Below are 26,166 nucleotides of genomic sequence, written 5' to 3'. Positions count from 1 at the left end.
GTGGCCGTCAGCTCTTCCATGCTCGCCGCCGTCTCTTCCAGGTTGGAGGCCGTCTGCTCCGTGCGCGCCGACAGGTCATGGTTGCCGTTGGCGATCTGGATCGACGCCGACGACACCGAGTCCACCCCCGAGCGCACCTCGCTCACCACGCCGCGAAGGCGGTCTGACATGGCCGACAGGGCCCGCGTGAGCATGCCCAGCTCGTCCTTGCGGTCGTCGTGGATGTTCTGCGTGAGGTCGCCCGCCGAGATGGCCTCGGCCAGGGCCACCGCGCGGTCCAGCGGCGCCGTGATGGAGCGCACCAGCATCGCGGCCAGCAGCATGCCCAGCAGCACCACGGCGACGGCTGCCACGGCACCGATCAGCACCAGGTTGCCGCGCGTGTCGTGCGCCGCACGGACGGCTTCGTCGCGCTGGCTTTGCTGCGCGGCCACGAACTTGTCGATGGCCTCCAGGTAGGCCACGGCCTTGGGGCGGTAGACGTTCGCCAGGTACGCCTGCTTGGCCGCCGCATCGCCCGCATCCGTCAACTCCTTGAGCTTGTCGGTCTGGCCCCGGATATCCGCACGCGTGGCCGCCACCTGCGCGAGCGCCGCCTTGTCCTCTGGCGAGACGGAGGTCTTGTTGATCTTTTCCTGCACCGGCGTGATGCGCGCGGTGAGCGCGGCCACCCGGGTGTCGAAGTCGGCCTTGAGCGCCTGGTCGGTGGTGACGAAACTCGCCATCGACATCGTCACGGCCACCTCGGCCAGGCCGCGCCAGGTCACGGCGGTGGTGATGGCGGCTTCGTATTTTTCCACGGCCTCTTCGGTGGACGCCGTCACCTGCCGGCCGTACCACTGGGTCCAGATGGCCGAGACCAGCATGAGCGCCAGAAGGCCCAGGATGACGCTCCACATCTTGTGGGACACGCGCAGGTCGTTGAATTTCATGGTTGCTCCTTGGAACGCCTACGATGGTCTGAAAGGACTGCCCGGCACATGGCCCCGGCCGAGGTTGCCGGGCCGCCGGACGCAATGCCCCTGACTGCAGTGTTGCTGGGTTCGGCAAGGCACGTTATCGGTACAAGCCCTAAAATGGCCTCGTGACAACCATACTCAACGCCGACCTGCACTGCCATTCCGTGGTATCCGACGGAACCATGACCCCCGAGGACCTGGCCGCGCGGGCCAGGGCAAACGGTGTCGAGCTGTGGGCGTTGACCGACCATGACGAAATCGGCGGCCAGCACCGCGCCCGCGCAGCCGCCCACGCACAGGGCATGGCCTATCTCACGGGTACCGAGATTTCCGTCACCTTCGCCGACACCACCGTCCACATCGTCGGCCTGGGGTTCGACCCCGACGACGCGCAGTTGGCCCAGGGCCTGGCCGCGACCCGGGGCGGGCGCGGCGAACGCGCCAAGGACATGGCGCAGCAGCTGGCCCAGGTGGGCATCCAGGGCGCGTATGAAGGCGCCCTGCAGTTCGTGGGCAACCCGGCGCTGATCTCGCGCACGCATTTCGCTCGCTTCCTGGTGGAAACCGGGGTCTGCAAGGACACCTCCGAGGTATTCCGCAAGTTCCTCACCGAAGGCAAGCCCGGCTACGTGCCGCACCGCTGGGCGTCGCTGGGCGACGCCGTGCGCTGGATCACGGACGCGGGCGGCATGGCGATCATTGCCCATCCGGCGCGCTACAAGTTCAGCGCCAATGAGGAATTCGCGCTGTTTTCCGAGTTCAAGACCCACGGCGGGCGCGGGGTGGAGGTCGTCACCGGCAGCCACAGCGCTGCCGAATACGTCACCTACGCCGGCATGGCGCAGGAATTCGGCCTGGCCGCGTCGCGCGGCAGCGACTTCCACAGCCCCGATGAATCGCACACCGACCTGGGCACCCTGCCGCTGTTGCCCGGCGCGCTGACACCCGTGTGGGAGCTGCTGTCCGACCGCATCCTCCATCCGGCCAACGCCTGAGGCGCACCCGTTCATGGCCCAGTATTTCGAAGTCCATCCCGACAACCCGCAGCCCCGCCTGCTCAAGCAGGCGGCGGCGCTGCTGCAAAAGGGCGGCATCGTGGCCGTGCCCACCGACTCCAGCTATGCCCTCGTCTGCCATCTGGACGACAAGGACGCCGTGGACCGCCTGCGCCGCATCCGCCAGGTGGACGACAGGCACCACCTCACGCTGCTGTGCCGCGACCTGTCGGAGCTGGCCAACTATGCGCGCGTGGACAACCGGCAGTACCGCCTGCTGAAGCTGGGCACGCCCGGCCCCTACACCTTCATCCTCGAAGCCACCAAGGAAGTGCCGCGCCGCGTGAGCCACCCCTCGCGCAAGACCATCGGCCTGCGCGTGCCCGACCGCAAGGGCCTGCAGCTGCTGCTGGAACTGCACGGCGCCCCCTTGCTGGCCACCACGCTGATACCCGCTGGCGAGACGGAACCGCTGAACGACCCGCAGGAAATCCGCGAGCGCTATGAAAAGCTGGTGGATGCCGTGGTGGATGCGGGCGCCTGCCCGCTGGAGCCCACCACGGTGGTGGACCTGACCCCCATGGGCACCGGCGGCGAACCCGAAGTGATGCGCGAAGGCCGGGGCAGCTTGAAGGCTCTGGGGCTGTAAAACTGCAGGCCCGGGGGCCCGCCCGGCGCCCGCGCAGAGCGGTCTTGAGGATCGGTAAAAGCACATTTCAGGCTACCGCGCCCAAAAACCGGCGCTGCCAAAACCAGCGCCACCGTGGAACTGGCTCCGCCAGGCCACCGGTGGCGTCCCCCGGAGGGGGAAGCGGCGCAGCCGCTCAGGGGCTACAGCTTGAACGCACCCACGGCCTGCTCCAGGTCCCGGGCCTGCGCGGTGAGCGAGGTCGCGGTGGACACGGCGCTCTGAACCAGCGCGGCCGTTTCCTGCGTGGAGCCATCCATGTGCGACACCGCCACATTCACGTGGCTGATGGCCTCGCTCTGCTCGCGCAGGGCGATGGAGATTTCCCCCAGCAGCGCGCTCACCTGGCCCACGGCGGTCACGATTTCGGCCATGGTCTTGCCAGCCTTGCCCACCTGGCCGGCGCCGCTCTCCACCTGCTCCACCGACGCGCTGATGAGCGCCTTGATCTCGCGCGCGGCGACCGCGCTGCGCTGGGCCAGGTTGCGCACCTCGCTGGCCACCACCGCGAAGCCCCGGCCCTGCTCGCCCGCGCGGGCGGCCTCCACGGCGGCGTTCAGCGCCAGGATGTTGGTCTGGAAGGCAATGCCTTCGATGACCTGGATGATGTCCACGATCTTGCGCGAGCTGCCGCTGATGGCCTGCATGGTCTGCACCACCTCGCCCACCACGGTGCCGCCGTGCTCGGCGATGGCCGAGGCCTTGACGGCCAGGCCGCTGGCGGAATGGGCGCGCTCGGCGTTCTGGCGCACGGTGGCGGTCAGTTGCTCCATGCTGGCCGCCGTTTCGGTCAGGGAGGACACCTGGTCCTCCGCACGGCGGGACAGGTCGGTGTTCCCATGGTCGATGTTCACCGCGGAGGCGCTGATGGCATCCGCATCCTGCTTGATGCGCGACACCAGGTCGGTCAGCGTGTCTTCCATGGTGCCCAGCGCCCCCAGCAGCCGGCCGAAGTCCCCTTCCAGGTCCGAACTGAATTCCTGGCTCAGGTCGCCCGAGGCCACGGTTTCGGCGATCAGGATGGCCTGGTTGAGCGGGCTGACAATGCCGCTGCGCAGCGTGAGAAAAGCCACCAGCGAGAGCGCGAACACCGCCAGCCCGCCGCCCACGATCCAGCCGCGCGCGCCTTGCAGGTGCTCCTGCGCCTGCGTGGCCTTGGCCGTGCGCTCACCGTCCGCGGCGGCGTTGCTGGCCGTGGACACCGCGCCGCGGTAGGCGTCTTCGGCCCGGCCGATCCTGGACATCGCCATGCCCATGGTCAGCGCCACCAGCAGGGCGATGCCCCCGAACGCAAGAATGAGGCGGGTTCCGATTTTGAGGTGATCCAAGGGCACGGGAATGTCTCCGAAAGGGGTCTGCGTAGTATGAGTGTGGGCCAGAGCGCAAGAAAAGGGCTGGACGCGAGCCCAACAGATGCAATTCGTTACGCCGTGCCACATGCTATCAACGATTTGTCCGCCACTCCCGATCTTGTCGTACCACTGGCCGCCACGCTGCCCGGCCGGCCCCTCCTCCCGCGCGGCCCGGGACCCATGCCACGCGTCTGAGACAATCGACAGGTGGACATCTCCAATCTCATCCAAACCGTTCTGATCTACGCCCTGCCGGTGCTGTTCGCCATCACCGTGCACGAGGCAGCCCATGGCTACGCCGCGCGCCACTTTGGCGACAACACCGCGTACATGATGGGCCGGATCACCCTCAACCCGCTCAAGCACATCGATCCGGTCGGCACCATCCTGATGCCGCTGCTGCTGTACTTCGCGACCTCGGGGGCCTTCCTGTTCGGCTATGCCAAGCCCGTGCCGGTCAACTTCGGCAATCTGCGCAACCCCAAGAAGCACATGGTGTGGGTGGCGCTGGCAGGGCCCGCCTCCAACTTCATCCAGGCCATCGTCTGGGCCGTGCTGCTGGTGTCCCTGGTGGGCTTTGGCGTGGACGAGCGCTTCTTCATCGAAATGGCCCGCGCCGGGGTGCTGGTCAACCTGGTGATGTGGGCGTTCAACCTGTTTCCGCTGCCTCCGCTCGACGGCGGGCGCATCCTGGTGGGCCTGCTGCCCTGGAAACAGGCCCACATGGTCTCGCGCATCGAGCCCTGGGGCTTCTTCATCGTGATGGGCCTCGTGATCGCGGGCGTGGTGGGCACGCTGTGGCTGCGCCCGCTGATGTCGCTGGGCTACGGCGCCATCAACCTGCTGCTCACGCCGCTCACCGCCTTGCTGCGCTGATCGCCTTTTCTCCCCCTTTTTGCTGACACCGTCTCCATGAGCACCACGCGCTTTCTCACCGGCATCACCACCACGGGCACGCCCCACCTGGGCAACTTCGTGGGTTCCATCCGCCCGTCCGTGGCCGCCAGCCTCACGCCCGGCGTGCAGAGCTTCTACTTCCTGGCCGACTACCACGCGCTCATCAAGTGCGAAGACCCGGCGCGCATCCAGCGCTCCACGCTGGAGATCGCGGCGAGCTGGCTGGCCGCAGGGCTGAACCCCGAGAAGGTCACGTTCTACCGCCAGTCCGACATCCCCGAAATTCCCGAGCTGACATGGCTGCTGACCTGCGTGACCGGCAAGGGAGTGCTCAACCGCGCCCACGCCTACAAGGCCAGCGTGGACAAGAACACCGCCGCCGGGCGCGAACAGGACGACGGCGTGACGGCCGGGCTGTTCATGTACCCCGTGCTCATGGGCGCCGACATCCTGATGTTCAAGGCCCACAAGGTGCCCGTGGGCCGCGACCAGATCCAGCACATCGAGATGGCGCGCGACATGGCCGCGAGCTTCAACCACCTGTATGGCGAGCATTTCGTGCTGCCCGAGGCGGCCATCGACGACCATGTGGCCACCCTGCCGGGGCTGGACGGCCGCAAGATGAGCAAGAGCTACGACAACACCATCCCGCTGTTCAGCTCGCGCGAGCAGCTCAAGAAGCTCATCGGCGGCATCCTGACCGATTCGCGCGCGCCCGGCGAGCCCAAGGAGGTCGAAGGCTCCGCGCTGTTCCAGATCTACCAGGCCTTCGCCACGCCCGCGGAGACCGAGACCCTGCGCAAGGCCTACGCCGACGGCATCGCCTGGGGTGATGCCAAGAACACCCTGTTCGAGCGCGTGGACCAGGTGATCGCCCCCATGCGCGCGCAGTACGAGGAACTCATCCACAACCCCGCGCGCATCGAGCAGACCTTGCTGGCCGGTGCCGAACGCGCCCGCGCGCTGGCCACGCCGTTCATCCGCGAGCTGCGCGCCGCTGTGGGCCTGCGCAGTCTGGCCCAGGCCACGGCAGCGCCCAAGCCCGCCAAGGCCGCGAAGACAGCGCTGCCTTCGTTCAAGCAATACCGCGAAGCCGACGGCAAGTTCTACTTCAAGCTCGTGGATGCAGACGGCCGCCTGCTGCTGCAGAGCACCGGCTTCGATGCGCCCAAGGAAGCCGGCCAGGCCATTGCCCAGCTGCAAAAGGACAGCACGGCGCTGCAAACCCTGGCCCCGCGCCTGGCACCAGTGGACGGCGTGCAGGCCGCCGAGGTGGCTGCCGCCCTGCAGGCCCTGGCCGAGGCAGCCGCTGCGGCGTAAGCCGGGCACTCTGGCCGCGCCTGGGCATTGCACAGAAATGCTCTTTTTTTATAGCAATCAAGGGACATGGTGATTGCGCCCGGGGCCTGAATAGGTAAAAAATGGCGCCGTGCGCCGTGTCTTGACGGCTGCGAGCATGCCTGGCATGCGGGCATGTGCGTAAACTGGGTTCCCTGATCTGCTCGGGAGACTTCCATGAAACTGCTGTGTGCCTCGGTGTCAGTGCTGGCCTTGCTCGCCGGCTGCAATGCGACCAACCCCCATGGCCCCTCGGGCCCCATGGCCTCGGGCCGCGACCGCACTTTCAGTGTGCCGGTCTATGGCCCAGACACCTCCCAGGCCTACGCCGCGGCCAGCCGCGAATGCCAGCGCATGGCCCTGCACGCCAAACTGCTGCGCAACGACGGCTCGCGCCTGGTGTTCGAATGCGTGAGTGAGTTGCAGGACAAGCCTTGAGGCCACGCGCCCGCGCCGCCCCATTGCCGGCAGTTCGCCGTGGGCCGCTGATAGTGGTGTTGACTGCGCTGCTGGCCGGCTGCCAGCACCCACCGGCAGCGCAGGACGCGCGCCCCGCCACGGCCCCCTGGATCAACAGCCTGGGCATGGCCTTTGTCCGGGTGCCGGCGGGCAGCTTCTGGATGGGTGGCGTCCCGCCGCTCGAGACCCTGGAAAAAGCCTTCCCGCTGCTGGAGCGCCAGCGCTTGACCGACCTGGCAGACGAGTCCCCGGCCCACGAGGTGCACATCACCCGCGCCTTCTACCTGGGCCAGCACGAGGTCACGGTGGGGCAGTTCCGGCGCTTTGTCCAAGCATCCGGGTACCAGCCCGAGTCCGAGGCGGACGGCACCGGCGGCTATGGCTACAACCCTGCCTACGACCCGGCCACCACGCGGCGCGGCGATGCGTTTGAGGGCCGCGACCCGCGCTATTCGTGGCGCAACCCCGGCTTCGCGCAAGGCCCGGACCACCCGGTCGTCAACGTGACCTGGAACGACGCCCAGGCCCTGGCCCGGTGGCTGAGCCGCACCGAAGGCCACCGCTACCGCCTGCCGACCGAGGCCGAATGGGAGTACGCCTGCCGCGCGGGCACCCGCACCCGCTACCCCCACGGCGATGACCCGCAGGGGCTGCTGCGCACCGCCAATACCTTCGACCAGGAGGCCGCCCCCCTGTGGCCCCGCTGGCGGCAGCACGCGCTGGAGGGCAGCGACGGCCACGCCTTCACCGCGCCCGTGGGCAGCTATGCGCCCAATGCCTTCGGGCTGCACGACATGCTGGGCAATGCCTGGGAATGGGTGTCGGACTGGCACGGGGACACGTACTACGCACAGTCTCCGCACGACGACCCGCAGGGGCCCGACGAAGGCTCGGTGCGCGTGCGCAGGGGAGGCTCGTGGCACACATGGTCGTTCTACGCGCGCTGCGGCTACCGCAACTGGAACAGCCCGCAGACCCGCTACACCCTGGTCGGCATGCGGCTGGTGCGCGAGATTGCTCCAGAGTCCCGCCCCTTGGCCCCCGACCGCTGAACGGCGCCCGCCCCTCCCCGTCCCCGGCGCGCCACAAACCGTCAACAAATGTCAACTTGCTGACGGCACCGCGTGCCCGCCCCCTCGGAGGCGGTGGTTCTCGCAAATAATCCGCAATTGCATTCTCGACGGGGGAAACCATGCGCATAGCCGCGTTGGACGACGATGCGCTCCAGCTGGATCTGATCAAACAGGCCACGGAGGCAATGGGCCATGTCTGCCACACCCATCTCAATGGCGCGGACCTGCTGCGTGAAATGCGCCGCGAAACCTTTGACCTGCTGATCGTGGACTGGCACCTGCCAGACACCACTGGGCCGGAAGTGGTGCGCTGGGTGCGCAAGAACGTGGGCACCCAGTTGCCCATCCTGTTCGTGACGCACCGCCAGGAAGAGCGCGACATCGTCGAAGGCCTGGGCAGCGGCGCGGACGACTTCATGGTCAAGCCCGTGCGCATCGGCGAGCTCAATGCCCGCGTCTCGGCCTTGCTGCGCCGCGCCTATCCGGACAATGCGGGCGGCGTGGTGGAGTTCGGGCGCTACCGCTTCCTGTGCGAGACCCGCTCCATCGAAATCGACGGCGTGCCGGTGGAGCTGAAGAACCGCGAGTACGATCTCGCCCTGTTCCTGTTTCAGAACATGGGCCGGCTGCTGTCGCGCGACCACCTCAAGGACATCATCTGGGGCCAGGTGGCGGATGTGATGTCGCGCTCGCTGGACACCCACATCTCGCGCCTGCGCACCCTGCTGGACCTGCGGCCTTCCAACGGTTTCATCGTCTCGGCGGTCTACGGCGTGGGCTACCGTTTTGAAGCCGTGGAGGCCCAGCGAAGGGCCTGACCCGAACCACCTTCCACGGCCCCCAGAGGGCGCCGTGGCCTGCCCAGCCGCCCGAGGCGGCACAAAGGAGATCTGACTTGGCAACGATGAAAGGGCGCGTCCGCTGGACCCTGGGCGCCACCGCGGCACTCACCCTCGGCTTCCTGGCGAGCCTGGTGCCCCCCCGCGCCGAGGCCCGCTCCGCCACGCCCCAGGGCGACGAGATTCCCCACACCGTGCAGGCAGGGGACACGCTCGAAGGCCTGGCCAGATCCTATCTGGCCGCCCCCCACCAATGGCCGCTGCTGCAGGCCCGCAACAAGGTGGCCAACCCCCGGCGCCTGCAGCCGGGCTCGGTGGTGTGGATTCCGGTGCACCTGCAGCCTTCGGAGCCGGCCACCGTGGAGTTCGTGCACGGCATGGCCACCGGGCAGGCGCGCGCGGATGCCGCGCCGGAGCCCCTTGTGAAGGGCGGCCGGCTCGATGAAGGCGCCGTGGTGCAGGTCGGCCCCGATGCCTTCGTGGCCGTCAAGCTCGCGGATGGCACGGTGGTGCGGGTCCAGGCCCATTCCGAGCTGCAGCTGCGGCAGCTGCGCCGGCGAGGGCGCGCGGGCAGCCTGCAATCGGTGCTGGAGATGCGCAGCGGCGCGGTGGAGTCCTCGGTGCCGCCCAGCGCCGAGGCGTTCCGCCGCTTCGAGCTGCGCACGCCGCTGGCCGTGACCAGCGTGCGCGGTACCCATTTCAGCGTGGCGATGGGCGACGCCGGCCAGACCACCGCCTCGGTGCAAAGCGGCTCCGTGGCGGTGCAGCCGCGCCCGGACGGTGCCACCGCCGCCCCCGCGCCCACCGGCGCCATGCTCGCGCCGGGCCAGGGCCTGGCCGTGGCGGCCGATGGCACCGTCGGCGCCCCCCGGCCCCTGCTGGCGGCGCCCGACACGTCGGGCGTGCCGGCCACGCTGGGGGATGCGGGCCTGCTGGCCATCGACGTGCCCGCGCTGCCCGGCGCGGTCCGCTACGAGGCCCAGGTGGCCCGGGACCCGGATTTCACCCAGGTGCTGCGCCACGGCCGCTTCGCGGACGGCCAGCTGCGCTGGAAAGCCCTGGAAGACGGCAAGTACTACCTGTCCGTGCGCGCACTGGACGATGCGGGCATCCCGGGGCTGCCCGCCGTGCTGCCCTTCGCGATCAAGACGCGCCCCGTGGCGCCGCTGTACCAGCAGCCCGCGCCCGGCGCCGTGGTGGTCAGCGGCACGGGCGAGCTGCTGTGCACCCACGTGCCCGGCGCGCGCTGGTACCGCGTGCAGGTGGCCGGCAGCGCCCAGTTCGCCCAGCCGCTGCTCGATGCGCAGCGGCTGGGCGAGTGCCGCCTGCCCCTGGGTGCCCTGCCCGCGGGCAGCTACTTCTGGCGCGTGGCCAGCCTGCTGGAACTGCCCGATGGCCAGGCCGACCAGGGGCCGTTTGCACCGCCCCAGCCCTTCATGGTGGCGGACCGCCCCGCCACCCTGTCCCTGCAGTCGGTGCAGGCACAGGAAGGCGACACCGACGTGCGCCTGCACTGGCCTGCGCTGCCCGGCCAGCGATTCCGCCTGCAGCTGGCCGGTGCCGGCGACCTCGCATTCGACAAGCTCGTGCTCGACACCCTGCTCGATGCTCCCGAATGGCGGGCCGGCAACCTGCCCGCGGGCAGCTACCTGGTGCGCATCCAGGTGCAGGATTCCACGGGCCTGCAAAGCGACTTCTCGCCGCCACGCCAGATCCGGGTGGGTTCAGGGGTCAGCACGGGCACCGGCCTGCCGGTCTCCACATCGAACGGCCAGCCCGTGGGGCGGCCTTGAGAGCCCGCCCGCGCCCCAGCCCGGCACCGCGCCCGCAGCCCAGGGCACGGAGAGGCTGAGCCGATGCGGACCGCCGGACGGACCCGGGGCCAGCAGCGGCGCCTGGAATGGAGCCTCCTGTCCATCGCCCTGCTGGGGCTGGTGGCGTGGCTCAGCACCGCCGACAGCCTGAGCCGGGTGAACCACCTGGTGCAGGACGCCGGCCTGCGCCTGATCTCCCGCCCCGCGCACCCCGACATCGTGATCGTGGCCATCGACGACCCCAGCATCGCTGCGATCGGCCGCTGGCCCTGGCGGCGGGCGTTGCACGCGGAACTGATCGCACGGGTGTCGGCCCAGCAGCCCCGCGCCATCGGCATGGACGTGCTCTTCAACGAGGAGGACCTGGACTACCCCGGCGACGACGTGCTGCTGGCCGACGCCATGCAGCGCAGCGGGCGCGTGGTGCTGCCGGTGCTGCGGCGCGGCCATGGCCCGGCCGCCGACACGGCAGACCTGCCCTGGCCCGCGTTCGCGGATGCCGCGGCCCGCCTGGGCCACGTGCACGTGGTGCCGGACAACGACGGCGTGGTGCGCAGCCTGTACCTGCAGGAAGGGCCGGCCGCGGCGCCCTGGCCCCACTTCAGCATGGCGCTGCAGTGCGTGGCGGACCCCGCCCTGGCGCACTGCGCCGCCCCGCGCGCCGGGCCGGGGAACGCCGAGCCCGCGCGCATGGCGGCCCCCGGCCCATGGCAGCGCGCCGACCGCACCCTGATTGCCTACGCTGGCGGACCGGGCCACTTCACCACCTACTCGTACATCGCCGTCTTGCGCGGCCAGGTCCCCGCGGATGCGTTTCGCGGCAAGTACGTGCTCGTGGGCGCGGCCGCCGCCGGCCTGGGCGACATGTTTGCCACCCCCATGAGCCAGCAGTCGCGGCTCATGCCCGGCGTGGAGGTGGTGGCCCAGGTGCTGGACGGCCGCCTCTCGGGCGTGCGGATCCAGCCAGCCGCCCCCGCCCTCAACACCTTGTTCAACCTGGCCCCGGTGGCGGGCGCGCTGCTGGCCCTGCTGCTGGTGGGGCCGTTCATCGCGCTGCTCACCAGCGCGGGGCTGGGGGTGGCCACCCTGCTGCTGAGCGTGGCCCTGCCCTGGTGGGTGGGCCTGCAGTTCGCGCCCGCCGCGGCACTGACCGGGCTCGTGCTGGCCTACCCCCTGTGGAGCTGGCGCCGCCTGAGCGCGGCCGCCCACTTCCTGCGGCTGGAAATGGAGCGCCTGCAGCGCGACGGCCTGTCGATGCGGCTGCAGCCCCGCACGGGCGATTCGGGCGATTTCCTGGAAAAACGCATCAACGCCGTGGAGCGCGCATCCCGCCAGCTGCGCGACCTGCACCACTTCGTGAGCGAGAGCCTGCAGCAGCTGCCCTCGCCCACCATCGTCTGCGACCCCCAGGGGCGGATCCTGCTCACCAACGTGGCAGCGCGCCGCCATGTGGGCGGAGACCCGCTGGTGCCGCTGCAGGGGCAGTCCGTGGTCGACCTGCTTCACGACCTGGTGCAGACCGGCACCGGACAGCCGCTCATCACGCAGGACAAGCTGCTCAACCAGTGCATGCCCGAACAAAGCGAAGGCAGCGACGCCCAGGGCCGCAGCCTGCTGGTGCAGTGCAGGCCCTTCACCGACCTGGCCAAGGCGGGCTGGTTGATGACGCTGGTGGACCTCACCGAGATGCGGCGCGCACAGCTGCAGCGCGACCAGGCGATGAATTTCATCTCGCACGACATCCGCACCCCCAATGCCTCCATCCTGACGCTGCTGGAAATGCAGCGTGCCTACCCCGGCCGCATGCCGGGCGACGAGCTGATGCTGCGCATCGAGCGCTATGCGCGCGCGTCCCTGGGCATGGCGGAAAACTTCGTGAAGCTGGCCAGCGCCGAGACGCAGGAATACCGGATGGCCCCCCTGGACCTGGTGGCGGCGCTGGCCGAAACGGTCGACGACATCTGGGCCCTGGCCCGCGACCGCGGCGTGGAGGTCACCATCGCCGCCGCGCCGGAGACCGCCCCCGCCGTGGGCGACCGCGCCATGCTGTGCCGCGCGCTGGCCAACGTTCTGCACAACGCCGTCAAGTTCAGCCCCGAAGAAGGCGTGGTGCAGTGCTCCATCGTGCAGCGGGGCCGCCATTGGGTCGTGTCGGTGCGCGACGAAGGCCCCGGCATCGCCCCGGAACTGCAGGGCCAGCTGTTCGCGCCGTTTCGCCGGCTGCATGACCGCAGCCACCCCGCCATCGGAGGCGTGGGGCTCGGGCTGGCGCTGGTGCACACGGTGATCCAGCGCCACGGGGGGACACTGGAAGTGGACAGCGATGCGGGGCGCGGGGCGGAGTTCAGGCTGGTGCTGCCGCTGCGGGCATGATGACCGATGCAGGCCGGCAACCCGCAGGTTGCCAAGCTCCAATTTGCTGCACATTCAATAGCATGTCGCGCTTGTGCATCAAGCGCCATCGGCACTTTTTGCTCCTGCTTGCCAGCCTCTTCCCCGGCGCATCCGCCACCTGCCAGTTTCTGGGCTGGGCACGCCGCGCCGCGCATGCGGGGCCGCGGGAGGGGCTTTCTTCAGCCCGTGCCCCCCGCATCCTGCGGTGTCGGCGCCTGGGGCAGCGCAAAGCTGAAGGTGGCGCCCGCGTTCAATGCGCCGAGAGCCCACACGCGCCCCCCATGCCGCACCACGATCCGCTGCACAAAAGCCAGGCCCACCCCCGTGCCAGGGAACTCCTCGGCGGTGTGCAGCCGCTGGAACAGTTCAAACAGCCGGTCCACCCTGGCCATGTCGAACCCGATGCCCTGGTCGGCCACCTGGTAGACACATTCACCGCCGTCCCCGCTGCCGGAAATCTGGATGTGCGCGCCCTGCGGGCCGCTGTACTTGACCGCATTGGAGATCAGGTTCACCCACACCTGCCGGAGCAGGGCCCGGTCGCCCCAGCCTTCCGGCAGCGACGCCACCGCGAACGCGGCATCGCGCCCCGGTCCGGTGTGCCGCACGTCCGCGATGACCTGCTCGACCAGGGCATTCATGTCGACGCGGGCAGGGTGCATGGGCTGGCGCCCCAGGCGCGCGAAATCCAGCAGGTCGCGGATCAACTGCCCCATCTTTCGCGCGCTGTCGTCGATCACCTTGAGCATCCGCCGCGTTTCCGCATCCTGGTGGCTGTCGGAACGCTCGAGCAGCATGCCCGCGAACCCCTGAATCACGCGGACGGGCGCCTGCAGATCGTGCGATATGGAATAGGAGAAGGCGTCCAGCTCCCGGTTTTTCTCCACGAGTTCCGCCGCCTGGGTCTGGATCTGCCGCCGCTTTTCTCGCTCCGCCTGGTAGGCCGCCGCCAGCCTTGCGTGGAGCATCGTGTTCTCCACCAGAAGCACCGCCAGCAGCGCCGTGGAGGCCATCAGCCCGTACAGGCGTCCGGCGTAGAAACCCAGGTCGAAGCGTCCGCCGTTGAGCACGGCGGAGAGCGCGATGTCAAACAGCCACGCGCACATGGTGACCACGAGCAAGAGGTCCAGCACCACCAGCGGCCTGCGCCGCAGGAGCAGCAGCAGCGCGACCACGCTGACGCCCCAGACGGTGGTGACGACGGCCAGCATGGTCGGCGTGTACCGGCTGCCCTGCATGATCGGTGGCAGCAGCGACTGCCCCACGGTCGCCAGCGCAGTGAGGGCTGCCACGGCCGCCAGCACGGCGGCCACGCTGATCGCGGTGGAAAAAAGAAAACCCGCTTGCGCGGGCGCGGCTTCGGGCTGGCTGGCCGCCGCCGGCTTGCTCAGCGCGTACCCAATCACCGCCGCCGGGAACCCGGCGTGCCAGAACATGTACAGCCAGGCAGTGCTCTGCGGCCCCGCGCCCAGCCAGCCGCCCTCGGCGACCAGGCCCGGAAACGTGAGCGCGTGCGTGATCGCCACCAGGGCCGTGAACAGGTACCCGCAGGCCAGAACGCGCAGGCCAGCATGCCCCAGGATGCGGTACTGGCCCCACAGCATGACCGCGGTGATCAGATCGCTCAGCACCAGGGCGGATTGATAGGCGGGGATGAACGCGCCCATCTTTGGCAGGGGCAGCTTGGCGAAGGGCATGGCCGCCAGAAACAGCACGGCCGACACGACAACGGCGCCCAGGGCCCAGCGCCGTCCCACGGGGCCCGCGGGTGCCATTGCCAAGAAAATCGGTCGCTCTGGAGTGGTTGCCTCGGTGCCCATGGTGGTTTTTGCACACGTCGAATGCCGCAGAAACGCCAGGAAAATCCCTGCCCGGCGGCGCGGCGCCCCATGCCCGGACAAGGTCCATCATGGCCCAAGGCGCCCAGAGTGCAAAGAAAAAGCGCTCTGTACGGACCCGGGGTTCCGCGCAAGGCCATGCACCGCGCGGGCACGCGCCCGGCGGCGGGCCCGCACAGTTGCTTTTGCGCCCGCTGGGCGGCCTGCAGGGCCATTGCGGTTGACGCGCATCCACGCCAGCAGCAAAATTCGCACACCACAGTTTCAATTTTTTACAAATACGCACCTGCTTGTGACCTGGGCCGCGCCCCACCCGCCTGCCCCCGACTACAGCCCACAAGGCGAGTTTCCCGATGACGCGCAACCTCCAGACAAGCCCTGCGGCCCTGCCCACGCTCGAACCGCAGCGCGCGGCCAGCCCCGCCAGCACATCGCCGCCAGCCCCAGCAGCCACGAAGTGGGCGCGGCCGTACCTGTCGGTGCGGTGGAAATTTGCGTTCGCATTGTTCGCCGGGGTGGTGTGGATGGCTTTTTCCATCTATGCCGCGGATGCCTGGGTGCACGATCTGGCGCGGGTCATCAGCCCGTGGGCGGCCTACCCGGTGATCTACGGCATCGCGGTGGTGCCGGGCTTCATGAACGCATTCCTGGTGGTCAGCCTGTTGCTGGACCGGCGCCCCGCGGCAAGACACTCCAGCGCGCGCCTGCCGGGAATCACCATCCTCGTGGCGGCCTACAACGAGGAGGAAAGCATCGTCTCCACGATCGAGAGCATCTCGCGCCAGGAATACGAGGGGCCGTTGCAGGTCGTGGTGATCAATGATGGCTCGAAGGATTCCACCGCCGAAAAGCTCGCGGGCCTGGACTATCCGTGGCTGCAGGTGCTCAACCTTGAACACAACGTGGGCAAGGCCAACGCGCTCAACGCCGGCCTGGCCCTTGTCCGCCACCACCTGACCATCACCGTCGACGGGGACTCCTACCTTCACCACAGCGCGCTGCACAACCTGGTGCGCCGCTACATGAGCGATCCGCCCAACACCCGTGCCGTGGCAGGCGCGGTACTCGTGCGCAATTCCCGCAAGAACATGGTCACGGCCATTCAGGAATGGGACTACTTCCATGGCATTGCCGCCATCAAGCGCCTGCAGAGCCTGTACCAGGGCACCCTCGTGGCCCAAGGCGCGTTTTCCGTGTACGACACGGCCATCCTTCGCGAACTCGGCGGATGGGCCCATACGGTGGGTGAAGACATCGTGCTCACATGGGCGATCCTGGAGCGCGGACATCGCGTCGGCTTCGCGGAGAACGCCTGCCTTTTCACGAACGCACCCGATACCTGGCTGCAGTTCATCCGCCAGCGCCAGCGCTGGTCGCGAGGGCTCATCGAAGCCTTCAAATCGCACTGGCGCCTGCTGTTCAAGCCGCGCATGACCACCTTGTTCATCTGGTGGAACCTGCTGTTCCCCTACATGGATCTGGTCTATACGTTCGCCTTCGTTCCAGGCCTCGTGCTGGCGCTGTTTGGCGTGTACTGGATCGCGGGGCCCATGACGCTGCTGGTGCTGCCGCTCGCTATGATCGTCAACTACCTCATGTTCACCGTCCAGGCCAAGATGTTCACCGAACAGGGGCTCAAGGTCCGCCGCAACGTGCTGGGGTTTATCTTCTACGCCTTGTTTTACAGCGTGGTTCTGCAGCCCGCATGCGTGCTGGGCTACATCAAGGAACTGGTCAGCCGGTCAAAGAATTGGGGTACGAAATGAAGGGGCGTTTCATTGGCGCGCTGGCGGTGCTCTGTGCCTGCGGCGTGCAGGCACAGTCGGTTTCGGGCTCGTTCTTCGCCAGCCGCGACTCAGACGACTTCCATGAAAGCAGGCAGACGCTGGGCTATGCGAATGCGGCTGGCTGGGGCCTGCGCGCCGGAGCCCTGCGCTACACGGCGCCGGGTTGGGCGGCCAGCGGCAGCCTCGCGGCAGGCACCTACAAGCAAACCAGCAAGGAACGCACCATCGACGCCAGTCTGGGCGCCGCCCGCGTGGCGGGCACCAGCTACCTCGTGGGGGGGCTCGACTACATGGAGCGGCTGACCCCTTCCACGGCGCTGGGGGTGAGCGTGGAAAGAGACCTGGTGAACTCCATCCGAGGCATCGAGAACGGCACGCATTTCACAGCCCTGGCACTGGTTCTCGACCACGCCTTCACCGAGCGATTCAACGTCGGGGTAGCGGCAGGCACGGCGCTGTTCTCCAACGACAACAACCGCCCGATACTGCGCACCCGCTGGAACTACTCGCTGGACGAACGCTATGGGCTCAATGCCTACATAAAAACGCGCAGCTACCACAACACCAACGCCTACCGGCCAGAGTACTTCTCACCAGAGCGGCTGCATGAGGCATCGGCGGGCCTGTCGTCGCGGTTCGAGGTGGCGCAGGTGGTGGTGCTGAGCGCCAGCATCGATGCCGGCCAGCAGCGCGTCGATGGCGCGTCGGAGCCGATATGGCGGGGCGCCATCGGCCTCGCATCACGGCGCAGCAGCCCGGTCCAGTGGTTTGTCGGCATCGAGGCCAGCAACACGGCGCCCTTGTTCTCCGGCCAGGCCGGGTCATACCGGTACACCAGCGCTTCCGGACGGGTGAGCCTGCCCTTCTGATCACCGATGAGGCCGGGCACATGCGAGACTCACTGGCCGTGGGGGCGATGCAACTGCAATCGCAGGCGTGTCGCCACAGGTACGCAGGCAGCGTGGATGCGCTGTGTCAAATGAAACGCTTCTTGGACTGTACGGGATCAAAACCATGATGCTCTTTCGCCGCCGCATCGCAGCTCTCCTCGTTCTGGCCGCCGGAGCTTTTCTGTCCTCGGCCTACGCTCAGGATCTGACTGTCTCGAAGAGCCATGCCGGGAGCTTCTTGCAAGGCCAGGTGGGGGCCACCTATACCGTGTCGGTGTCCAATACCGGGGGTGCGCCCAGTGCGGGTGCAGTCACCGTCTCGGACACGGTGCCTGCCGGACTCACTCCCACAGCGGCAGCGGGTGCTGGCTGGGTCTGCAGCATCGTGGCCCAATCTGTCTCATGCACCCGCAGCGATCCGCTCGCCGCTGGCGCAAGCTATCCACCGATCACCTTGACCGTGAATGTGTCGCCGGCAGCGCCCCCGTCCCTGACGAACACCGTGACGGTTGCAGGGGGCGGGGATATCAACTCCTCGAACAATTCCGCATTGGATGTGACAACCATCGGGGCGGGCCCCGATCTTGTGCTCACCAAAGGCCATACAGGCAATTTCACGCAAGGCCAGATTGGCGCCGCATATACATTGACGGTATCCAATACTGGCGGCTCGCCCACCTCAGGCCTCGTGACGCTGACCGATACTGTGCCTGCAGGATTGACACCGACTACCGCTTCAGGAACCGGCTGGACTTGCAACATTGCGGGCCAAACTGCCACATGCACTCGGTCAGATCCCTTGGCATCAGGCGCGAGTTATCCCGTCGTCACCTTGACCGTGAATGTCGCGGCCAATGCGCCAGCGAGCGTGACCAACACTGCTACGGTGACAGGAGGCAGCGATGTGAATGCAGCCAACAACACGGCTACCGATCCTGCGACAGTCATTCCGTTGCTACCGGATCTGACCGTGGCCATGCCGGCCAATGGCCCGTTCAGCCAGGGGCAGACAGGCGCCACCTACACGATCACTGCATCCAATGGCGGAGTGGGCCCGACGAGCGGCGCAGTCACCGTGACCGATGTCCTTCCTCCTGGGCTGAGTGCAACAGCCTTGGCGGGCGCTGGCTGGACCTGCACGCTCGCGACGCTGACCTGCACCCGAAGCGATCCGCTGAGTGCGGGCGCGAGCTATCCCTCCATCACATTGACTGTGGATATCGCGGCCAATGCACCCGCTTCGGTCACCAATGGCGCCCAGGTTTCTGGTGGTGGGGAGACGAATACCGCCAACAACCTTGCCACAGTGGTGACGGCTGTTGCTGTTGTACCCGTGTCGCCAGCCTCCATCCCCACCCTAACCGAGTGGGCCTTGGTTGGCCTGTCCGCACTGCTGGCCATGTTTGGGCTAGCGAGGATGCGGCGCCGCACTGCCTGATAGCCGCTTCGCTCCAGCACCTACCCAGCAGCCTACCCATCGCTCCAGAGTTCAGAGGCTCCCGTCTGGCCGTGGGCCGCACGCTGGTGGCGGTGCTGGAAAACTACCAGCAGGCGGACGGCAGCGCAACGGTGCCCGAGGTACCGCCCCCCTGGGTAGCACTGCCGCGCGAAGGCCCTGAAAACCTTGCTATAATCGCAGGCTTCGACACACAGGAGAGGTGGCAGAGTGGTCGAATGTACCTGACTCGAAATCAGGCGTAGTGGCAACACTACCGTGGGTTCGAATCCCACCCTCTCCGCCACTGATAAGGCCCTGATGCTATTTAATCAATAGCGCAGGGCCTTTTTCTTTTGGTTTGCCGGCCCCCCCGGCAGCCAGGCAGCCTTTGGGGCATGCAGGACCCGCGCCCTGGACACCCGATCCGCTGCGATCAAGTCGCGGGCGGAGGCGGGCCAGACTGCAGCTCCCCCACCACAACGCACCGCAGCCGCACTGACATCGTTGCGCCAGGCCGCAGGCACCCGTCAGGACGCCAGCCCTGGCGAACACTCCTCCCCAGGCCCCCGCCGCCGCACCAGGTGCCGAGGGCCCAGCTCTCCGCAGCTGGTGGCGCCCAGCATGGCAAGGTTGCGGTCCACCTCGTCGCGCAGCAGCGTGATGGCGTGGTGCACCCCCGCCTCGCCGGCGACGGCGGCTGCATAGTTGAACGGGCGCCCCACCAGGACCATGCGCGCGCCCAGCGCGATGGCCTTGAGCACGTCGGAGCCACGCCGGAAGCCGCCGTCGATGAGCACGGGGTAAGCAGGGCCCACGGCGGCCACCACCGCTTCCAGCACGCGCATGGGCGATGCGGCGCCATCGAGCTGGCGGCCGCCGTGGTTGGACAGCACCACGGCGTCGGCCCCGATGCGCTGCGCCTGCAGGGCATCCTCCACGCTCAGCAGGCCCTTCACGACCAGCGGGCCCTTCCAGCGGCGACGGATGGCTTCGAGGTGCCGCCAGCCAAGGTGGTCGCGCGCCGAGAAATCGCGCAGCACCGTGGACGAGACGATGGGAGCGCCGCGCGTGGCGAACGAGTTCTCGAAATGCGGCATGCCATGGCGCAGCAGCGTGCGCAGGAAGGTGCCCGCCACCCAGCGCGGCCGCACGAGGCCATCCCAGGCCAGGCGCAGGCTGGGCTTGAGCGGCGTCGAGAAGCCCGTGCGGATGTTGTTCTCGCGGTTCGCCGAGATCGGTATGTCGACCGTGACGACCAGCGTGCGAAAGCCCGCGCGCTCCACCCGGTCGACCAGTGCGTCGATGCGCACCTGGTCGCCGGGCAGGTAGGCCTGGAACCAGGTGCCCGGGCTGTCGCGGGCCACGTCCTCCATCGGGATCAGCGAGGTGCCGCTCATCACCGAAACAATGCCCGCGCGCCGCGCCGCGCGTGCCAGCACGAGGTCGCCCCGGTAAGTGGAAAGCGCGTTGATGCCCATGGGCGCGATGCCGAACGGGCTGCTGTAGCGTTCGCCAAACAGCTCCACCGCCTGCGAGCGCCCCGACACGTCGCGCAGCACGCGCGTGACGAAGGCGTGCTCGCCGAACACGCCACGGTTGTCGCGCAGCGAGGCACTGTCCTCGGCCGCGCCAGCGATGTAGCCGAAGATGGGCCGGGGCAGGCGGCGGCGCGCGGCCTCCTCGAAATCCTGCAGCGACAGCATGCGGCGCAGCACGGCCGGCGCGGGGCGCGCGGGGGGCAAGGGGGCGGGCGCCAGGGCGGCGGGGGCCAGATGGGGGAGGGAGGCCATGGGCACGGGGCTTTCATTGCGTTCAGGAACCGCGCCACTGTAGGTTTGCCATTCAATGAATGAAAGCGAAATATTTAGAATGGATTAATTCTCTTTCTGCCAACAAGGACCCCGCCATGCCCAATCCGTCGGTCAAGCAGCTCGAGGCTTTCTGGTGGGCGGCCACCTGCGCCAACTTCGCCACCGCCGCCGGCCGCGTGCACCTGTCCGTGTCCTCGCTGTCCAAGCGCATCACGGAACTGGAGGCCGCGCTGGGGCAGCCGCTGTTTGACCGCAGCGGACACCGCGCCGTGCTCACCGAGGCCGGCACGCGGCTGCTGCCCGCCGCGCTGGATGTGCTCAACGCCGTCGCGGCACTGGACCAGGCACTGGATGCGCGCGCAGATCTCGCGGGCCACTGCCGTTTTGGCGTGGGCGACCTCTCGGCCCTCACCTGGCTGCCCGCGTTCGTGGCAGCGGCGCGCCGCGCGCATCCCCGCCTGTCCCTGGAGCCCTGCGTGGACGTGGGTGGCGTGCTCGAGCGCCGCCTGGACGACGGCGAACTCGACTTCGCGGTGATCGCGGGGCGCTCGTCGCGCAGCACGCTGCGCTCGCAGCCCGTGGGGGCTGCGCGCTTCACCTGGGCTGTGGCCGCCGATCTGCCCGGCGCCGGCCGCCTGGGGGCGAAAGCGCTGCTGCAGCAGCATCCGCTGGTCACCCTCCCCCCGGGTGCGGGCACCACGCGGCTGCTCGATGACTGGCTGCTCGCGCACCGCGTTGCGGTGCGCGAGCGCATCCTGTGCAACAGCTGGGGGGCCGTGGCCGGCATGTTGCGCGCGGGGGTGGGCGTGGGCTTTCTGCCCGCGGCCTGGGTCGGCACGCCGGGCTTGCGCGCGCTGGGCGGGCGCACGGCGCTTGCGCCCCTGCAGTACGCGTTCCAGTGGCGGCGCGGCGATGCGCGGGCGTTGATACCCGCGATGCAGCGCCTGGCGCAGGCCCAGGTGGATTTTTCGGTGCCGCCGGCCTACGGCTGGGGGCCCGAGGCCACGGAGCGATCGCGCAGGTAGGCCAGCACCGCGCCGAACTCCCCCTGAAACTCGATGCGCCCCGCCCGGCTTTCACGCTGGTAGGCGTACATGGGGTCGTAGTAGTCGCGCAGCAATGCCGCGATCCAGCCACGGTGCTGCGAAACATCGCCATGCGCCTTTTGCCGCGCCAGCGCGTGGAGCATCGTTGCGCGCAGCATCTGGTGGCGGTCGCCGCCCAGGCGCCGGGCCAGCTTGTCCAGGCTTTCCAGCAATCGGGCAGAGAACGATTCAAACCCCGCCGCCGGGCCCTGCGCGGCGCAGAACTCGGCGCACTGCCCGACCACGTAGTCCCGCAGGATGCGCTCGACCCGGGCGTCGAAGGCATCCTCGACATGGACCATCGGCGCCTGTTCCAGGCGCAGGCGCAGCTCCAGCGGCACGGCGCAGCGGCCCACATGCCGGCCTTCGTCCTCGACCACGAACAGCCGCTGCCCCGCGGCCCGCTTCTTGAGGATATCGATCGCCAGGCGGTTCTCGAAATCGATCTGGGCCGGCTGGCCGCTGACACGCTGCCCAAAGCTGGACCCCCGGTGGTTGGCGTGCCCTTCCAGATCCAGGCCGTTGGGCAGCTGCGAGATGAGCTCGGTCTTTCCGGTGCCTGTCAGCCCGCCCAGCACGACCAACGGGCATTCGCGCGCCGCCGCCTGGGTGGTCTGCAGCAAAAAGGTACGCAGGGCCTTGTAGCCGCCGGCCACGCGGGGGTAGGCGATCCCGGCATCGGCCTGCAGCCACTGCTGGACGATCTGGGAACGCAAGCCCCCGCGAAAGCAATACAGCACGCCCTGCGGATGGGCCGCCGCGAACTCCGCCCAGGCCTGGGTGCGTGCGCGCCTGATCTCGCCGGACACCAGCGCATGCCCCAGCGCGATGGCCGCCTGCTGGCCCTGGTGCTTGTAGCAGGTGCCCACCTTCTGGCGCTCGCCATCGTCCATCAGGGGCAGGTTGGCCACGCCCGGAAATGCGCCCTGGACGAACTCCACCGGCGCACGCACGTCCATCATGGGCACATCGTTCAGGAAGATGTGCCGGTAGTCGGCCAGGGTGTCCAGCATCAGCGCAGCGTGACAGCGAAGGCCTGCCGGGAAGTGAGATGGCCTATGGGCTCCATCTGCGGCAGCCCGCACTCGGCGGCCACCGCGAGGAATTCACGCTCGCCCTGCGGCGCCACCGCGATCAGCAGGCCTCCGCTGGTCTGCGGATCGCACAGCAGCTGCTTTTGCACTTCGTCCAGCGGACCGATCCTGGCGCCATAGCTGTCGAAGTTCCGCAGGGTACCGCCCGGCACGCAGCCCTCTGCCAGGTAGTGCTCCACGCCACGGATGCGCGGCACGGCGTCGTAGTCGATCACGGCGCTCAGGCCACTGCCCTCGGCCATCTCGACCAGGTGGCCCAGCAGGCCAAAGCCCGTGACATCGGTCATGGCCATGACACCCGGCAATTTGCCAAACCGGCTGCCCGGCTTGTTCAGCGTGCACATCAGGTCGCGCGCGCGGCCCACGTCCTGCGGGCGCAGCCGGGCCTTCTTTTCGGCGGTGGTGAGGATTCCGATGCCCAGCGGCTTGGTGAGGTACAGGCGGCAGCCCGCAGTGGCGGTGTCATTGCGCTTGAGGTGGCGTTTTTCCACCACGCCGGTCACGGCCAGCCCGAAGATGGGCTCCGGCGCATCGATGGAATGCCCGCCGGCCAGCGGGATGCCTGCGGCATCGCAGACCGCACGCCCGCCGCGCACCACGTCGCGCGCCACCTCGGGCGGCAGCACATTCACCGGCCAGCCCAGGATGGCGATGGCCATCAGCGGGTCCGCGCCCATGGCGTAGATGTCGCTGATGGCGTTGGTCGCCGCGATCCGCCCGAAATCATAGGGGTCGTCCACGATGGGCATGAAGAAGTCGGTGGTGGAGACCACGCCGCGTTCGCCATCCAGCGCATAGACGGCGGCGTCATCGCGGGAGGCATTGCCCACCCACAGCCGCGGGTCCAGGTTCTGGGCCCCGCTGCCCGCAAGGATCACGTCCAGGACCTTGGGGCTGATCTTGCAGCCGCAGCCCGCCCCATGGCTGTACTGCGTGAGGCGGATGGGGGGGCTGGCCATGGTGTTGTCAGAGGAAGTCATGCTGGATTCTCCCCCGGCGCGCCGTCCCCATGGCCCGCCCCATCAGGCGGCGGGTGCGAGCACCGCCACGCCGCCCATGTACGGGCGCAGCACCTCTGGCACCTCCACGGAACCGTCGGCGCGCTGGTAGTTCTCGAGCACGGCCACCAGCGTGCGGCCCACGGCCAGGCCGGAGCCATTGAGGGTGTGCAGCAACTCGTTCTTGCCCTGGGCGTTCTTGAAGCGGGCCTGCAGGCGGCGGGCCTGGAAGGCCTCGCAGTTGCTCACCGAGCTGATCTCGCGGTAGGTGTTCTGCGCGGGCAGCCACACTTCCAGGTCATAGGTCTTGGCGGCGCCAAAGCCCATGTCACCCGTGCACAGGCTCATCACGCGGTAGGGCAAGCCGAGCTTTTGCAGCACGGTTTCGGCGTGGCGCGTCATTTCTTCCAGCGCTTCGTAGCTTTTGTCCGGGTGCACGATCTGCACCATCTCGACCTTGTCGAACTGGTGCTGGCGGATCATGCCGCGCGTGTCGCGGCCGTAGCTGCCCGCTTCCGAGCGGAAGCATGGCGTGTGGGCCGTGAGCTTGATGGGCAGCTCGGACTCGGCCACGACCACGTCGCGCACGAAGTTGGTCAGCGGCACTTCGCTGGTGGGAATGAGGTACAGCGCCGCGTTGTCGGGCACGGGCTCGCCGTCCTGGCCGCCCTTCTTGGCCGCGAACAAGTCGCCCTCGAACTTGGGCAGCTGGCCCGTGCCCTTGAGCGAGTCGGCGTTGACGGCATAGGGCACGTAGCACTCGGTGTAGCCATGCTCCTGGGTCTGCACGTCCAGCATGAACTGGGCCAGGGCCCGGTGCAGGCGGGCGATCTGCCCCTTCATCACCGTGAAGCGCGAGCCCGAGAGCTTGACGCCCATGTCGAAATCCAGGCCCAGCGGCGTGCCCACGTCGACGTGGTCCTTGACCTCGAAGGCGAAGCTGGCGGGCGTGCCCCACTGGCGCACTTCGACATTGCCCGACTCGTCCGGACCCACGGGCACGGATTCGTGCGGCATGTTGGGCACGGCGACCAGCATGGCAAGCAGCTCGGCCTGGACCTGTTCCAGGCGGGCGGCCGATTGCTCCAGCTCCACCTTGCCTGCGGCCACCTGGGCCTTGACGGCTTCGGCGCCGTCCTTGTCGCCCCGGCTCATGAGCATGCCGACCTGCTTGGACAGCTGGGTGCGCTGGGCCTGCAGCTCTTCGGTGCGGGTCTGCAGCGTCTTGCGCTCGGACTCCAGGGCCTGGAACGCGGAGACGTCCAGGAAAGCCTGGGGCTTTTTGCGGGTTTCCAGGCGCGCGATGGCGGTGTCGAGGTCTTTGCGGAGGAGAAGGATGTCAAGCATGGCTGGATTTTAAAGGGGTGGTCGGCCCCGGCTCAGGCGAGGCTGGCGGGGTCGAAGTTGGCGCCGCAGAGAATGAGGGCCACGGTTTCCTGCGGCTGGGGCCGGTAGGCACCCGTCTGCAGGGCCGCCAGGCCCAGCGCGGCGGCGGGTTCCACGGCCAGCTTCAGCTCTTTCCACAGCCACAGCTGGGCGGCGCGGATGGCGTCATCCGGCAGCAGCAGGGCATCGTGCACATGGCGCTGGCTGACCTCCCAGCCAATGGCGCCGATGCGGCGGGCGCCCAAGGAATCAGCAGCCACGCCACCCACCTCCACATCCACCGGCTGGCCTGCGGCGCGCGCGGCATGCAGGGTGGGCGCGCGCTCGGGTTCCAGCGCGACCACGTGGGCGCGGCTCTCCACCCACGCGGCCACACCGCCGATGAGGCCGCCACCGCCCACGCTGACCAGCACCGTGTCGGGCAGGCGGCCGCCCTGCTCTTCCATCTCCAGCGCCAGGGTGCCCGCGCCGGCCACCACTTCGGGCTGGTCGTAGGCGTGGGCCTGCAGGGCGCCCGTGGCCTTCTGGCGGGCCACGCACGCCTCGAAGGCTTGGGAATACGCCGCGCCGGTGACGACCACGTCGGCGCCCAGCGAACGCAGCCGGGCGCGCTTGGCCTCGGGCGAGACTTCGGGCACGAAGACCTCGCAGCGCACGCCCAGGGCCTTGGCGGCGGCGGCCACGGCAATGCCGGCGTTGCCGCCGGAGGCGATGATGACCCCGCTCTCGGGCACGGGGTTGGCCAGCAGGCGGTACAGCATGCCGCGCGCCTTGAAGCTGCCGCCCACCTGCAGGTGCTCCAGCTTGAGCCAGACCTCGCCGCAATCCACGCCCAGGGATCGGCCCGGCACGCGCATCAGCGGGGTGGTGCGCAGAAAGTCAGGCTGGGCGGTGGAAATGTGGCGGCGGGCTTCGGCGATGGCGGCGCGATCGATCATGCGGGGAGACTCCAGGGGAAATCGGACAAAGGCAGGCAGTGTAGGGTCTGCCCGCCCGCCCCGCGGCAACACACGGATACACGCTGCCCTCCA

21 protein-coding genes and 1 tRNA gene are annotated in these 26,166 nt (G+C 68.6%); 14 read left to right on the top strand and 8 right to left on the bottom strand.

The features are described 5' to 3' along the window. Positions 1-932: methyl-accepting chemotaxis protein (locus tag AC1RCS_RS05625; protein ID WP_492246542.1), on the bottom strand; the 932-nt coding region annotated here is incomplete at its 3' end. Between the two features lie 152 nt (positions 933-1,084). Here AC1RCS_RS05625 and AC1RCS_RS05620 point away from each other — a divergent pair. Then, the gene (locus AC1RCS_RS05620) at positions 1,085-1,954 is read left to right on the top strand and encodes a 3',5'-nucleoside bisphosphate phosphatase (RefSeq protein WP_218295777.1); all 870 of its coding nucleotides are present in this window, start codon (positions 1,085-1,087) and stop codon (positions 1,952-1,954) included. A 13-nt stretch (positions 1,955-1,967) separates the two neighbouring features. Next, positions 1,968-2,603 (top strand): L-threonylcarbamoyladenylate synthase, encoded by a 636-nt coding sequence (locus tag AC1RCS_RS05615; protein WP_218295778.1) that lies wholly within the window; start codon positions 1,968-1,970, stop codon positions 2,601-2,603. A 182-nt stretch (positions 2,604-2,785) separates the two neighbouring features. Here AC1RCS_RS05615 and AC1RCS_RS05610 read toward each other — a convergent pair whose 3' ends face one another. Beyond that, on the bottom strand, positions 2,786-3,976 hold the full coding sequence (locus AC1RCS_RS05610; RefSeq protein WP_369643118.1) for a methyl-accepting chemotaxis protein: 1,191 nt from the start codon (positions 3,974-3,976) through the stop codon (positions 2,786-2,788). 225 nt (positions 3,977-4,201) lie between these two features. On the opposite strand from AC1RCS_RS05610, the gene AC1RCS_RS05605 reads away from it, so the two are divergent. From AC1RCS_RS05605 to AC1RCS_RS05575, 7 genes are all read left to right on the top strand, one after another. Continuing rightward, positions 4,202-4,870: a site-2 protease family protein gene (locus AC1RCS_RS05605; protein ID WP_218295780.1), complete on the top strand. Its 669-nt coding sequence runs from the start codon at positions 4,202-4,204 to the stop codon at positions 4,868-4,870. 36 nt (positions 4,871-4,906) lie between these two features. After that, on the top strand, positions 4,907-6,211 hold the full coding sequence (locus tag AC1RCS_RS05600; RefSeq protein WP_492246541.1) for a tryptophan--tRNA ligase: 1,305 nt from the start codon (positions 4,907-4,909) through the stop codon (positions 6,209-6,211). A gap of 195 nt (positions 6,212-6,406) precedes the next feature. Beyond that, positions 6,407-6,667: a hypothetical protein gene (locus tag AC1RCS_RS05595; protein WP_218295782.1), complete on the top strand. Its 261-nt coding sequence runs from the start codon at positions 6,407-6,409 to the stop codon at positions 6,665-6,667. A 53-nt stretch (positions 6,668-6,720) separates the two neighbouring features. Then, entirely contained in the window at positions 6,721-7,740 is a 1,020-nt protein-coding gene (locus AC1RCS_RS05590) for a formylglycine-generating enzyme family protein (protein ID WP_492246540.1), read from the top strand. Between the two features lie 140 nt (positions 7,741-7,880). After that, the gene (locus AC1RCS_RS05585; protein ID WP_218295783.1) at positions 7,881-8,579 is read left to right on the top strand and encodes a response regulator transcription factor; all 699 of its coding nucleotides are present in this window, start codon (positions 7,881-7,883) and stop codon (positions 8,577-8,579) included. Positions 8,580-8,665: 86 nt separating this feature from the next. Next, complete coding sequence (locus tag AC1RCS_RS05580) at positions 8,666-10,393, top strand: FecR family protein (protein ID WP_492246546.1); 1,728 nt, start codon at positions 8,666-8,668, stop codon at positions 10,391-10,393. 63 nt (positions 10,394-10,456) lie between these two features. After that, on the top strand, positions 10,457-12,787 hold the full coding sequence (locus AC1RCS_RS05575) for a CHASE2 domain-containing protein (protein ID WP_492246539.1): 2,331 nt from the start codon (positions 10,457-10,459) through the stop codon (positions 12,785-12,787). A 200-nt stretch (positions 12,788-12,987) separates the two neighbouring features. On the opposite strand, the gene AC1RCS_RS05570 is transcribed toward AC1RCS_RS05575, so the two are convergent. Next, a complete protein-coding gene (locus AC1RCS_RS05570; RefSeq protein WP_255591128.1) occupies positions 12,988-14,583 on the bottom strand; it encodes an MASE4 domain-containing protein in 1,596 nt (531 codons plus the stop codon). Between the two features lie 416 nt (positions 14,584-14,999). Here AC1RCS_RS05570 and AC1RCS_RS05565 point away from each other — a divergent pair, with 416 nt between their 5' ends. The 4 genes from AC1RCS_RS05565 to AC1RCS_RS05550 all read left to right on the top strand — a co-directional run bounded on the left by AC1RCS_RS05565 (position 15,000) and on the right by AC1RCS_RS05550 (position 19,065). After that, a complete protein-coding gene (locus AC1RCS_RS05565; RefSeq protein WP_492246538.1) occupies positions 15,000-16,412 on the top strand; it encodes a glycosyltransferase family 2 protein in 1,413 nt (470 codons plus the stop codon). Then, positions 16,409-17,302 carry a hypothetical protein gene (locus AC1RCS_RS05560; protein WP_218295787.1) on the top strand — a complete coding sequence of 298 codons (894 nt, stop codon included), beginning with the start codon at positions 16,409-16,411 and terminating at the stop codon, positions 17,300-17,302. The genes AC1RCS_RS05565 and AC1RCS_RS05560 overlap by 4 nt, the downstream gene beginning before the upstream one ends. Positions 17,303-17,447: 145 nt before the next feature. Continuing rightward, the gene (locus AC1RCS_RS05555; RefSeq protein ID WP_369643122.1) at positions 17,448-18,761 is read left to right on the top strand and encodes an IPTL-CTERM sorting domain-containing protein; all 1,314 of its coding nucleotides are present in this window, start codon (positions 17,448-17,450) and stop codon (positions 18,759-18,761) included. Positions 18,762-18,975: 214 nt separating this feature from the next. Then, a tRNA-Ser gene (locus tag AC1RCS_RS05550) sits at positions 18,976-19,065 on the top strand. Positions 19,066-19,288: 223 nt separating this feature from the next. On the opposite strand, the gene AC1RCS_RS05545 is transcribed toward AC1RCS_RS05550, so the two are convergent. After that, positions 19,289-20,464: an alpha-hydroxy acid oxidase gene (locus AC1RCS_RS05545; protein WP_492246545.1), complete on the bottom strand. Its 1,176-nt coding sequence runs from the start codon at positions 20,462-20,464 to the stop codon at positions 19,289-19,291. A 203-nt stretch (positions 20,465-20,667) separates the two neighbouring features. Here AC1RCS_RS05545 and AC1RCS_RS05540 point away from each other — a divergent pair, with 203 nt between their 5' ends. Next, the gene (locus AC1RCS_RS05540; protein WP_492246537.1) at positions 20,668-21,597 is read left to right on the top strand and encodes a LysR family transcriptional regulator; all 930 of its coding nucleotides are present in this window, start codon (positions 20,668-20,670) and stop codon (positions 21,595-21,597) included. Here AC1RCS_RS05540 and mnmH read toward each other — a convergent pair. The 4 genes from mnmH to AC1RCS_RS05520 all read right to left on the bottom strand — a co-directional run bounded on the left by mnmH (position 21,555) and on the right by AC1RCS_RS05520 (position 26,073). Next, the gene (gene mnmH / locus AC1RCS_RS05535) at positions 21,555-22,670 is read right to left on the bottom strand and encodes a tRNA 2-selenouridine(34) synthase MnmH (protein WP_492246536.1); all 1,116 of its coding nucleotides are present in this window, start codon (positions 22,668-22,670) and stop codon (positions 21,555-21,557) included. The two genes, AC1RCS_RS05540 and mnmH, sit on opposite strands and share 43 nt — an antisense overlap. Then, on the bottom strand, positions 22,670-23,710 hold the full coding sequence (gene selD, locus AC1RCS_RS05530) for a selenide, water dikinase SelD (protein ID WP_492246544.1): 1,041 nt from the start codon (positions 23,708-23,710) through the stop codon (positions 22,670-22,672). The genes mnmH and selD overlap by 1 nt, the downstream gene beginning before the upstream one ends. A 63-nt stretch (positions 23,711-23,773) precedes the next feature. Continuing rightward, positions 23,774-25,096: a serine--tRNA ligase gene (serS, locus tag AC1RCS_RS05525; protein ID WP_492246535.1), complete on the bottom strand. Its 1,323-nt coding sequence runs from the start codon at positions 25,094-25,096 to the stop codon at positions 23,774-23,776. Positions 25,097-25,128: 32 nt separating this feature from the next. Then, positions 25,129-26,073, bottom strand: a complete 945-nt coding sequence (locus AC1RCS_RS05520) for a threonine/serine dehydratase (protein WP_369643143.1) — start codon at positions 26,071-26,073, stop codon at positions 25,129-25,131. Positions 26,074-26,166 lie beyond the last annotated feature (93 nt).

The sequence above is a fragment of the Acidovorax sp. GW823-FHT01C06 genome, assembly GCF_058798375.1.
This window is presented reverse-complemented; position numbering and strand designations above follow the sequence as displayed.

Excerpts from the sequence above, each read along its gene's own strand:
- AC1RCS_RS05570 (WP_255591128.1), bottom strand. The coding sequence starts at position 14,583 with ATGGCACCCGCGGGCCCCGTGGGACGGCGCTGGGCCCTGGGCGCCGTT.
- AC1RCS_RS05595 (WP_218295782.1), top strand. The coding sequence starts at position 6,407 with ATGAAACTGCTGTGTGCCTCGGTGTCAGTGCTGGCCTTGCTCGCCGGC.
- AC1RCS_RS05540 (WP_492246537.1), top strand. The coding sequence starts at position 20,668 with ATGCCCAATCCGTCGGTCAAGCAGCTCGAGGCTTTCTGGTGGGCGGCC.
- AC1RCS_RS05580 (WP_492246546.1), top strand. The coding sequence starts at position 8,666 with ATGAAAGGGCGCGTCCGCTGGACCCTGGGCGCCACCGCGGCACTCACC.
- AC1RCS_RS05585 (WP_218295783.1), top strand. The coding sequence starts at position 7,881 with ATGCGCATAGCCGCGTTGGACGACGATGCGCTCCAGCTGGATCTGATC.
- AC1RCS_RS05575 (WP_492246539.1), top strand. The coding sequence starts at position 10,457 with ATGCGGACCGCCGGACGGACCCGGGGCCAGCAGCGGCGCCTGGAATGG.
- mnmH (WP_492246536.1), bottom strand. The coding sequence starts at position 22,670 with ATGCTGGACACCCTGGCCGACTACCGGCACATCTTCCTGAACGATGTG.
- AC1RCS_RS05600 (WP_492246541.1), top strand. The coding sequence starts at position 4,907 with ATGAGCACCACGCGCTTTCTCACCGGCATCACCACCACGGGCACGCCC.
- serS (WP_492246535.1), bottom strand. The coding sequence starts at position 25,096 with ATGCTTGACATCCTTCTCCTCCGCAAAGACCTCGACACCGCCATCGCG.
- AC1RCS_RS05555 (WP_369643122.1), top strand. The coding sequence starts at position 17,448 with ATGATGCTCTTTCGCCGCCGCATCGCAGCTCTCCTCGTTCTGGCCGCC.
- selD (WP_492246544.1), bottom strand. The coding sequence starts at position 23,710 with ATGGCCAGCCCCCCCATCCGCCTCACGCAGTACAGCCATGGGGCGGGC.
- AC1RCS_RS05565 (WP_492246538.1), top strand. The coding sequence starts at position 15,000 with ATGACGCGCAACCTCCAGACAAGCCCTGCGGCCCTGCCCACGCTCGAA.
- AC1RCS_RS05545 (WP_492246545.1), bottom strand. The coding sequence starts at position 20,464 with ATGCTGTCGCTGCAGGATTTCGAGGAGGCCGCGCGCCGCCGCCTGCCC.
- AC1RCS_RS05560 (WP_218295787.1), top strand. The coding sequence starts at position 16,409 with ATGAAGGGGCGTTTCATTGGCGCGCTGGCGGTGCTCTGTGCCTGCGGC.
- AC1RCS_RS05615 (WP_218295778.1), top strand. The coding sequence starts at position 1,968 with ATGGCCCAGTATTTCGAAGTCCATCCCGACAACCCGCAGCCCCGCCTG.
- AC1RCS_RS05520 (WP_369643143.1), bottom strand. The coding sequence starts at position 26,073 with ATGATCGATCGCGCCGCCATCGCCGAAGCCCGCCGCCACATTTCCACC.